Source organism: Salinibacter sp., from assembly GCF_036626415.1.
Lineage (GTDB): Bacteria > Bacteroidota > Rhodothermia > Rhodothermales > Salinibacteraceae > Salinibacter.
Map to the genome: position 1 here is coordinate 1 of NZ_JAZKRW010000123.1, position 8,498 is coordinate 8,498.

General features: G+C 68.4%; 11 protein-coding genes. 3 read left to right on the forward strand and 8 right to left on the reverse strand.

Annotated elements, in window-relative coordinates; genetic code table 11:
- The 3 genes from V5A20_RS11645 to ubiE all read right to left on the reverse strand — a co-directional run.
- Window positions 1-512: Ppx/GppA phosphatase family protein (locus tag V5A20_RS11645; RefSeq protein WP_442978437.1), on the reverse strand; the 512-nt coding region annotated here is incomplete at its 3' end.
- A 4-nt stretch (window positions 513-516) separates the two neighbouring features.
- Window positions 517-1,359, reverse strand: coding sequence for a 50S ribosomal protein L11 methyltransferase (gene prmA / locus V5A20_RS11650; RefSeq protein ID WP_332327400.1), 843 nt, complete (start codon window positions 1,357-1,359; stop codon window positions 517-519).
- Between the two features lie 4 nt (window positions 1,360-1,363).
- Window positions 1,364-2,119, reverse strand: coding sequence for a bifunctional demethylmenaquinone methyltransferase/2-methoxy-6-polyprenyl-1,4-benzoquinol methylase UbiE (gene ubiE / locus V5A20_RS11655; protein WP_332327401.1), 756 nt, complete (start codon window positions 2,117-2,119; stop codon window positions 1,364-1,366).
- Between the two features lie 316 nt (window positions 2,120-2,435).
- Between ubiE and V5A20_RS11660 the strand changes: the two genes are divergently transcribed.
- Window positions 2,436-3,260, forward strand: coding sequence for a hypothetical protein (locus tag V5A20_RS11660; protein WP_332316818.1), 825 nt, complete (start codon window positions 2,436-2,438; stop codon window positions 3,258-3,260).
- 40 nt (window positions 3,261-3,300) lie between these two features.
- Here the strand turns inward: V5A20_RS11660 and pfkA are convergent, their stop codons facing one another.
- The 3 genes from pfkA to aat all read right to left on the reverse strand — a co-directional run bounded on the left by pfkA (window position 3,301) and on the right by aat (window position 6,029).
- Window positions 3,301-4,284 carry a 6-phosphofructokinase gene (gene pfkA / locus V5A20_RS11665; RefSeq protein WP_332316819.1) on the reverse strand — a complete coding sequence of 328 codons (984 nt, stop codon included), beginning with the start codon at window positions 4,282-4,284 and terminating at the stop codon, window positions 3,301-3,303.
- Window positions 4,285-4,355: 71 nt separating this feature from the next.
- Window positions 4,356-5,312, reverse strand: coding sequence for an N-acetylmuramoyl-L-alanine amidase-like domain-containing protein (locus tag V5A20_RS11670; protein WP_332316820.1), 957 nt, complete (start codon window positions 5,310-5,312; stop codon window positions 4,356-4,358).
- A 36-nt stretch (window positions 5,313-5,348) separates the two neighbouring features.
- Window positions 5,349-6,029, reverse strand: a complete 681-nt coding sequence (gene aat, locus V5A20_RS11675) for a leucyl/phenylalanyl-tRNA--protein transferase (RefSeq protein WP_332316821.1) — start codon at window positions 6,027-6,029, stop codon at window positions 5,349-5,351.
- A 161-nt stretch (window positions 6,030-6,190) separates the two neighbouring features.
- On the opposite strand from aat, the gene V5A20_RS11680 reads away from it, so the two are divergent.
- Together V5A20_RS11680 and V5A20_RS11685 are read left to right on the forward strand one after the other, a co-directional pair.
- Window positions 6,191-6,709: a biotin/lipoyl-containing protein gene (locus V5A20_RS11680; protein ID WP_332316822.1), complete on the forward strand. Its 519-nt coding sequence runs from the start codon at window positions 6,191-6,193 to the stop codon at window positions 6,707-6,709.
- Entirely contained in the window at window positions 6,706-7,737 is a 1,032-nt protein-coding gene (locus V5A20_RS11685; protein ID WP_332316823.1) for an SDR family oxidoreductase, read from the forward strand. Before V5A20_RS11680 ends, V5A20_RS11685 begins: the two co-directional genes overlap by 4 nt.
- Window positions 7,738-7,787: 50 nt before the next feature.
- On the opposite strand, the gene V5A20_RS11690 is transcribed toward V5A20_RS11685, so the two are convergent.
- Window positions 7,788-8,021, reverse strand: a complete 234-nt coding sequence (locus tag V5A20_RS11690) for a hypothetical protein (protein ID WP_332316824.1) — start codon at window positions 8,019-8,021, stop codon at window positions 7,788-7,790.
- A gap of 112 nt (window positions 8,022-8,133) precedes the next feature.
- A complete protein-coding gene (locus V5A20_RS11695) occupies window positions 8,134-8,382 on the reverse strand; it encodes a hypothetical protein (protein WP_332316825.1) in 249 nt (82 codons plus the stop codon).
- Window positions 8,383-8,498 lie beyond the last annotated feature (116 nt).

An 8,498-nucleotide genomic window follows, 5' to 3' on the forward strand; every position in this document is an offset into this window, starting at 1 on the left:
CGCACGCACCCTATGTCGAGGCTGACGTGGTCCTCGATGGCGTCCGGATACGAGGGACGATGCCGATGCGGGTCCGTGCCGGCGATGAGCTCCGTGGACCCGCCGCCCACATCGACGACGAGGCAGCGGCCCGAGAGGGCATCGAACGCTGCACAGGCCGCGGCAAAGCTCCACGCTGCCTCTTCGGCGCCGGAAAGAATCTCGACCGACAGCCCCAGCTCGTTCCGCACCGCCGTGAGAATGGCGTCCTGATTGGTGGCGTCGCGCAGGGCGCTCGTGCCCGCGGCCGACAACCGATCCACGTCGTACGCACGGGCCGCCTGGAGGTGGTCGCGCAGCGTGTTGAGGAGGCGCTCCCGTGCCGCCTTCCCGATGCGGCCCGAGGCATCGATCCCCTCGCCCAGCCGCACGAACCGCTCCGCCGCGTGGAGCCGGCGCAGGCCCGTCCCGGTGTGCTCGACCACGAGCAGCTGGGCCGTGTTGGTGCCGACGTCGAGGGTGGCGAGGCGCATGGGGTCACGATGAGGAAGACGAGGAGAATTGGGCGGCCCACCAGCCGTCTTCGGTCGCCTCCGCGTCGAGCGCCAGGGCGTGGTCGCGGACGGCGGCGAGCATCGAGTCGCGCTGCGGCTGGAGGAGGCCGGAGAGAAGCAGTGTGCCATCGGGAGCGAGCCGCGAGACGAGGTCGGGCATCAACCCCAGCAACACGCGCCGCGTGATGTTGGCGGCCACGAGGTCGTGGCCCGCGTCCGGGGCCTCCTCTACGGATCCTTCGCGCACGGTCACACAGTCCGTCACGTCGTTTTCGCGGGCATTGTCGCGGGCGTTGCGCACGGCATCGGGGTTGGTATCGACGCCCAGGACCGCGCCGGCGCCGGTTTGGCAGGCCGCGATGGCGAGCACGCCGGTGCCGGTGCCCACGTCGAGCACCCGGCCGCCGGGCTGCAGGGCGTCGGCCAGGAGGCGGAGGGCCAGTCGCGTGGTGGCGTGGTGCCCCGTTCCGAAGCTCATCTTCGGGTCGATGCGAAGGACCGTCGCGTCGGCGTGGGCGGGCGGCACGTCGACCGAGGTGGGACAGATGAGAAACGGCCCGGCCCGGACGGGGGAGAGGGCGTCCTCCCACACGGCATTCCAGTTTTTGGCCTCCAGGGGGCGAATCGACAGCGCGTCCGGATGTCCGTTGGCCGCCAGGCGGGCTTCGAGCTGCTCCCGATCGACGGACGCCCAGCGCTCGGCCGGCACGTAGGCCCGCAGCTGAGTGTCGTCCTGCACGAAGCCCGTGGCGGGCTCCTCCAGCTCCGCTAGAAAGGGGGCGTGTGCCGCGGGCGGAATGGTGAGGGTGAGTTCGATCGTGTCCATTCCATCACGAGGGATCGGTGGGGCGTTGGGGGACCCGTCCGGTATAGAGAGAGGCAATGCCGAAGGTGAGCGGTGTCCACTCCAGGGTCGTGAAGCCGACCTGGTCCATCCGCCGCAGGAAGTCGACGCCGTCCGGAAACGCGGCGACCGAGCTGGGCAGGTACTCGTACGCCCCCTGATCGGGACTCAGCAGGCCGCCAATGCGGGGCAGGACGTGGCGGCTGTACCACGCGTACAATTGCTTGATGGGCGACGTGCGAGGGGTGCTGAACTCGAGCACGACGAGGGCGCCGCCGGGCCGCAGGACCCGTCGAATGTCGCCGAGGCCCGCGTCGAGGTCCTCGAAGTTGCGCACGCCGAAGGCCACGAACGCCGCGTCGAACGATCCGTCGTCGAACGGCAGGTCGGCGGCGTCGGCTTTCCGGAGCGTGATTCGCGACGCGAGTCCGTGCCGGTCGATCTTTTCCCGCCCCCGGTCCAGCATTTCGGCGGAGAGGTCGACGCCGATGGTCTCGCGGGGGTGAAGGGTGCGCTGCGCCTTGAGGGCCAGGTCGGCCGTGCCCGTCGCCACGTCCAGCACCCGCCGCGGCTGCTCGTCGCGCAGCGCCCGGACGGTGCGGGAGCGCCAGTACCGGTCGACGCCGGCGCTGAGGACCCGGTTCAGCAGGTCGTAGCGCGGGGCCACGGCGTCGAACATGGTTTCCACGGCATCGGCCTTGCCCTCGGCCTCGCCGATGGGGGGATGGGAGTGTTCGGACATCAGAATGGGGAGGACTCGACGCAAGGAGAGAGGCCGTGCTCGGCCGAGGAGGACGCTGCTCCACCCGCCCAGGCAGACCGATATGCGGAACAGCACGGGGCCCGCAAAGGGTCCGACCTGCAGCGGAGAGAGTCCCCCGAACGGCCGTCGTCTGCCACGGTGCATTGAGGGCATACAAGGCCGCGTCCCGGGCCGATTCCCGCCCGGAGCAGTGCCCCAGGCCGGTTCTGATCTTGATATTCACACGGCGTCTATTTATTTCTAAACACCATTTCACATCTCAGTTCTTCCTTTCCATCCGTCTCTTGTTCTTGCCATGATTCGTACCTGTATCAAGTTGGCTCGTCCATCCTCGTTGCCCGTTACCCTTTCCGCCGTCGCCCTGGCGACGGTGCTCTCAGGCTGCTTCCTTGCCCAGGAGGCGGCGGAGACCACCGTCGGGGCGGCCTCCGAAGCCGCGGGGCAAGAGGTGGGAGAAGCGATCGGGGCCCGGGTGGCCTCCGCGGCCCAGCTTCCGACCGCCGGCACCGCGCAGTGGAATCAGTTCATGGTGTCGCAGGCGCAGGTCTTGTTCAGCTACGCGTTCGCCGCGAACGGAATGTGGCCGGCGGAGGCGACCTACGAGGAGGGCGAGTGGGCGCGGTACGAGGCCCGAACGGCCGAGGGCGAAGACGCGGGCTTTCAGACCCTGGAGCGGGCGTTTCTGACCACCACCGAGGACGGAAACGAGTGGTGGCGCGTGCGGGCTCAGCAGGAGGAAGACACCTGGGTCTACGAGGCGCTCATCGACCCGGAGCGGGACGAGGTTGTCCGTCTGCGGTCGAGGGATCCGGAGGGGAACGTCGGGGAGGTGCCGGTCACGGAACGGACCGTGTACCAGTCGCCCCAGCGCCTGACCGAAGAGAGCATTGAGGGGGCCACGGTGGGCACGGACGAGCTCAGCACCCCGGCCGGCACCTTTTCCACGCGCGAGGTGGAGTACGCGGGCGGCATGGGCGGCGGAACCGTCACCTGGCATCTTTCGGAGGCGGTGCCGGGGCACGTCGTCCGGTATCGGACACAGGGCGATCAGGGGAGGGCCTGGACCAGCACCCTCGTGGAGTACGGAAGCGACGCGACGACCACGCTCGACTCCTACTGAGGCGTGTCCCCGAGCCACGACAAGGAGCGCTCCCACGTGCTCAGCTCAAAACCTGCGTGAGCTTCAGCAGGTCGTAGTCGATCGACTTGCGCCGGCCGTAGACGTTGTGGAGGGGGGTGAGCTTGATCTCGTTGTTGGTCACGCCCACCATCACGTCCGAGTGGCCGTCCAGTAGCGACTCGACGGCGGCCACGCCCAGGCGGCTCGCCAGGACCCGGTCGCTGGCCGTGGGGGCCCCGCCCCGCTGGGTGTGGCCCAGGATGGTGGAGCGGAGCTCGATCTCCGAGAACGCCTCGTCGTCGCGGAGGGCGCGCTCAATGCCCTGGGCCCCGCCCAGCTCGTCGCCCTCGGCCACGACGACGATGGTCGAGCGCCGCTGGGCGGTCATGAGGGACAGAATGCGGTCCTTCACCATGTCCATCTCCGTAATGGTTTCGGGGATCAGGATGAGCTCCGCCCCCCCTCCGATCCCGGAATTGAGGGCAATAAAGCCGGCGTCCCGCCCCATCACCTCTACGAGAAACAGACGATTGTGGGCGTCGGCGGTGTCGCGGATGCGGTCGATGTTGTCGATCGCCGTATTGAGGGCCGTGTCGTACCCAATTGTCTGGTCGGTGCCGTACAGGTCGTTGTCGATGGTGCCGGGGCAGCCCACCACCCCAAGCCCATGCTCGTCGTAGAGCTTCGAGGCCCCCCGGAAGGTGCCGTCCCCCCCGATGGCCACAAGCGCATCGATGCCGTTCTCGCGGAGGTTGTCGGCCGCTTGCTGCCGTCCCTCCTCGGTGCGGAAGGCCTCCGAGCGGGCACTCTTCAGAATTGTACCGCCCGACTGGAGGATGTTGGAGACCGAGCGTCGCTCCATCTCCACGAAGTCGGCCTCAATCATGCCCTCGTACCCCCGACGGATGCCCATGACCTCAATGTCATTGGCGACGGCCGTGCGGACGACGGCCCGGAGGCACGCGTTCATGCCCGGGGCGTCGCCGCCGCTGGTGTACACGCCGAGGCACTCGATGTCCTGCATGGTCGATCGGACCGGTCGGTGAGGAGAGCGTTGGGAAGGGGCGGTCGCGGAGGAGAAGGCTTGGCAGGCCCCTACTGGATGGACTGGGGACGCGCCACCACCATACCAATCTGACGATCGATCGTCTGAACGTACCGTTGAAGATCGGGCGAAACCACCACGCCGTCGGACAGCGAGGCGTGCAGAAGGCCGCGCCCGCCATCGGGGTGGGCGTAGACGAGCCCGGTGTGGGCCACGTCGAGCCCATCGATCGAAGAGACGAGCGCTACGACGTCCCCGGCCTGGAGCTGATCGTAGACGGCCCGGATTGAGTCCTGCGGCACGTACCGCACCGGATTGCGCCGCTGCTGGGCCTGCAGGCGCGCCTCCATGTCCTGCACGCAGGCGAAGAGGCTGTCGTTGGTGGCGAAGCGGGCGTACGCCGACCGGTGGGTGCTCATAAAGTCGAGCGTGTCGCGCAGTGGACGTCCCTCGAGTTCGGGCCCCAGCCGCCGGACGTGCCCGCGGTCGGCGTTGTCGGTGAGCCACTCCGTGAAGTAGTGCAGCCGCCCGCAATAGCCCACCGGCCCGCCGTCGCGGTACCGCTGCTCCGCGAGTCGTCGCGCAAAGCCGGCGTACGTCGTGTCGGGCGCCCGCGCGCTGCGGGCCAGGGCGAGGGTGGTCTCCACGAAGGTCACGCAATCGAACCCATCGAGGCGAACGACGAGCGTCTCGGTCGCAGGGGCGTCGAGCGTGCCGGTGCGGTAGGGGCGCCCACGAAAGTGACGCCCGACCGCCTGCATCAGCGCCCCGATCGAGCCGGCATCGCCCCGATGCGAGAGGGCCACCTGCAGGGCGGCCTCGAAGCGATCGGCGGTCGTGTCCGGCGGGGAGAGCACGCTGTCCCGCACGGTCGGTGGGGCGGTGGACGGCTGGGAAACGGAGGCGTCGGAGGCGGCATCCGAGGCGGGCTGGCAGCCGCCCACCGAGGAAAGGCCGACGAGCAGCCCCGACAGCACGACGGACAGCATTCGGAGGCGAGGAGACATGGTGGGGGAGCGGGCAGGGACAGGTCGAGTCCGGTTTCACCCATTCGGGGCCGACTCGTTTCCACGTGGGGCGGGCGACGCGGCGGACATCGCGTCTACCGGCGTGTCGAGGTCTGCCGCCTGGGCGCCGGTGAGGGGCCACCAGTCGGGCTCCCTGTCGAGCGCCCGGATGAGCTTCTGCTCGAACGCGGATCGCGGAATGGTCGTCACGCCGAACCGCTCGAGGTGTTCGGTGGAGTACTGCGTGTCCAGAAGCGTGAAGCCGCCCGCCCGCAGCTGCCGCACGAGGTGCACGAGCGCCACCTTCGAGGCGTTGCTCACCCGGTAGAACATCGACTCGCCGAAGAAGGCCCCTTTGAGACCCACGCCGTAGAGTCCCCCGGCCAAGTCGCCCTCTCGCCAGCACTCGACGCTGTGGGCGTACCCGCGCTCGTGCAGTTCGGTATAGACCCGGATGATCCGTGGCGTAATCCAGGTGCGGGCCCGGTCCGCACAGGCTTCAATGACGGGCGCGAAGGCGCGGTCGGCGGTCACCTCGAACTCGCGCCGCCGCACGCGCCGATGGAGGGTATGGGGAATGTGGAACGCATCGAGCGGGAGGTGCGCCCGCGGGTCCGGCGCATGCCAGCGCACGGTGCCGGTATCGTCGTCCCCCATCGGAAAGACGCCGTTGGCGTAGGCGCGGAGCAAAAGGTCGGGCGTAAGGTCGTCGGGCATGGGCGATGGGGCCGTGAGCGGGAGGGACGTGTGGAGGATATGCGGAGGAACGGGAGAGTGTGGGCACTCTCAGGGCCTCTGTCCTGAGATAAAACTATGCCCACAGGTGCGAGTTTGTGTCGTGTGCGTGCATCGTTTCGTGTCAACCAGATGTCTTTCCCATGGACGCTCCGGAAGACGGTCAACTTTACCGTGCGCTCGTCGATGATCGGGCGTTCGACGTCGCGATTCAGGACGACCAGCTCGTTGTAGACGGCGAAGCCAAGGACTATACGTTCGAGGTGCTGCGGAAGGGGTACGTGTCGATGATCGTCGACGGCACGAGCGTGCCGGTGTCGGTGGAGCCGACGGGGGACGATACGCTGCGCGTCACGATCGACGGACGGCGGACGGAGGTGCAGGTCAAAGACGAGCGGGATCTGCTCGTGGAAGAGTTCGGGCTGGGCGAAGACGCTGCGGCTGGGGGTGAGGTTCGAGCGCCCATGCCGGGCCTCGTGCTCGACCTGCTCGTGGAGGAGGGCGACGAGGTGGCAGTCGACGAGGGCCTCCTGGTGCTGGAGGCGATGAAGATGGAGAACGAACTGAAGGCCCCATCGGGCGGGGTCGTGACGGCCATTCACGCCGCGAGCGGCGACGCTGTGGACAAAGAGGCGTTGTTGATTGAGATCGAAGCGGCGTGATTCCTCCCCAGTCGGTCAACGCCATGCGCACGCCCCAAACGGTCCTCGTTACCGGAGCAACAGGCCTTGTCGGTTCCGTCCTGACCAAGCAACTCGTTGATGCGGGCGCCGACGTGCGCATCTTCCGACGGGAGACGTCCTCTCTCGACCTGCTGGGCCCGTACGCTGAGCGCGTGGACCACGCGGTGGGCGATGTCACCCGGGCGCGGAGCCTGCACGAGGCGATGCGCGAGGTCGACCGGGTCTACCATGTGGCGGCCAAGGTAAGCTTCGCGGCGGGCGACCGGGCGGCGGTCCGGCGTGTCAACGCCGGCGGCACGGCCAACGTCGTCAACGCTGCCTTGGAGGCGGGCGTCGACCGGCTCGTGCACACCTCCAGTATCGCCGCTCTCGGACGTCCGCCGGGGCCGGACAGACTGATCGACGAGACGACCGAGTGGCAGGGCCTGCCCCACCGCTCCGCTTACGCCCGGTCGAAGCGCCGGGCCGAGCTGGAGGTGCACCGCGGCATCGCCGAGGGGCTCGACGCCACGATCGCAACCCCCTCGCTCGTCTTCGGCGTGGGGGGGCCCGCCGCCAACACGCGTCGCATCGTCGACGCGGTGCGCAGTGGATGGCTGCTCGCCGTGCCGCCCGGCGGGACCAACGTGGTGGACGTGCGCGACGTGGCGATGGGCCTGCGGGCGGCCATGCACGAAGGCGACACGGGTCGCCGCTACTTGCTGGGAAGTGAAAACGTCTCCTGGAAGGTCCTCGCCAGCACGCTTGCGGAAGCCTTTGGGGCGCCGCCGCCGCGCTACACCGTGCCGCCGTCGCTCCTCAAGGTGGGCGGCGCGCTGGCAGAGGGCATCGCCGCGATCACCCGCACGCAGCCGGTCCTCGCCCGCAGCACTGCCCGCACCGCCGCCCGCACCGACCAGTACGACAACAGCCGTGCCCGCGCTGAGCTCGGGTGCACGTTCCGCCCGTTCGAGGAAACGGCCCGACACATCGCCGACGCGCTGTCTCGCGAGGTCCCGGGCGCGTAGGGCGCGCCCGAGAACGTCGATTCATCCCGAGGCCCTCTTTGCTGCCCTCGTCACCGTCCGAGTTCGGAGACGGCCCTTGCGATTGTGTACGGAACGAGCACAATAAACAGGCCCAGCACCGCCACGGCCACCTGTTGCTGCCCGCCCCGCACGGCGTAGAAGTGCGTCGTAACGAACACGCCGGCCGCCACGGAGGAAAGCACCGAGAGGGCCCAACAGAGCGTACGAATGGCCCATCCTGTCCATGACAGAATGGAGGACGACGATGAGTTGCTGGAAGACATGGCGGTCGGGGCGTGGTCAACGAGAAAACAGGAGGAACGGAATCGCGATGCCGGATCGGCCGCGGAGCAGAGGGCGAGTGGCGACGGGCACGCTGCGGGGGCCCGAACGGTCTCAGGAGTCTTTCTGAACGCGTTTGGGGGGACCGGTGAAGAGGCGATGTCCGGCCAAAGAGGTGGCGGCGACCATGGCCAATCCCCCGCCGAGACCGGCCACCGCGATCCCACTGGTGACGCCCCGCAGCCGAATGGGGAGGTGTGCGGGGGCTGCGTCGACCCCAAGGCCGGCCGCGGCCAGAGCAATGCCGAGCACAAGGACAATCCGGAAAAATTGGCCGGTGTTTACAGGGGAGAGATGTTTCACTGTTGGGGGCATGTCGGGAGCAGGCCTCTGGGCTCCTCACGCGGAAGAAGGAGGGCCCATGGCTATGTAAGCACGCAGAAATACGTTTATTCGAGGGTCATTCTGAGCGACCGACG

Bases quoted from the DNA above. Each gene is read 5' to 3' on its own strand.
- V5A20_RS11690 (WP_332316824.1), bottom strand. From the start codon at position 8,021: ATGTCTTCCAGCAACTCATCGTCGTCCTCCATTCTGTCATGGACAGGA.
- V5A20_RS11670 (WP_332316820.1), bottom strand. From the start codon at position 5,312: ATGTCTCCTCGCCTCCGAATGCTGTCCGTCGTGCTGTCGGGGCTGCTC.
- prmA (WP_332327400.1), bottom strand. From the start codon at position 1,359: ATGGACACGATCGAACTCACCCTCACCATTCCGCCCGCGGCACACGCC.
- ubiE (WP_332327401.1), bottom strand. From the start codon at position 2,119: ATGTCCGAACACTCCCATCCCCCCATCGGCGAGGCCGAGGGCAAGGCC.
- pfkA (WP_332316819.1), bottom strand. From the start codon at position 4,284: ATGCAGGACATCGAGTGCCTCGGCGTGTACACCAGCGGCGGCGACGCC.
- aat (WP_332316821.1), bottom strand. From the start codon at position 6,029: ATGCCCGACGACCTTACGCCCGACCTTTTGCTCCGCGCCTACGCCAAC.
- V5A20_RS11680 (WP_332316822.1), top strand. From the start codon at position 6,191: ATGGACGCTCCGGAAGACGGTCAACTTTACCGTGCGCTCGTCGATGAT.
- V5A20_RS11660 (WP_332316818.1), top strand. From the start codon at position 2,436: ATGATTCGTACCTGTATCAAGTTGGCTCGTCCATCCTCGTTGCCCGTT.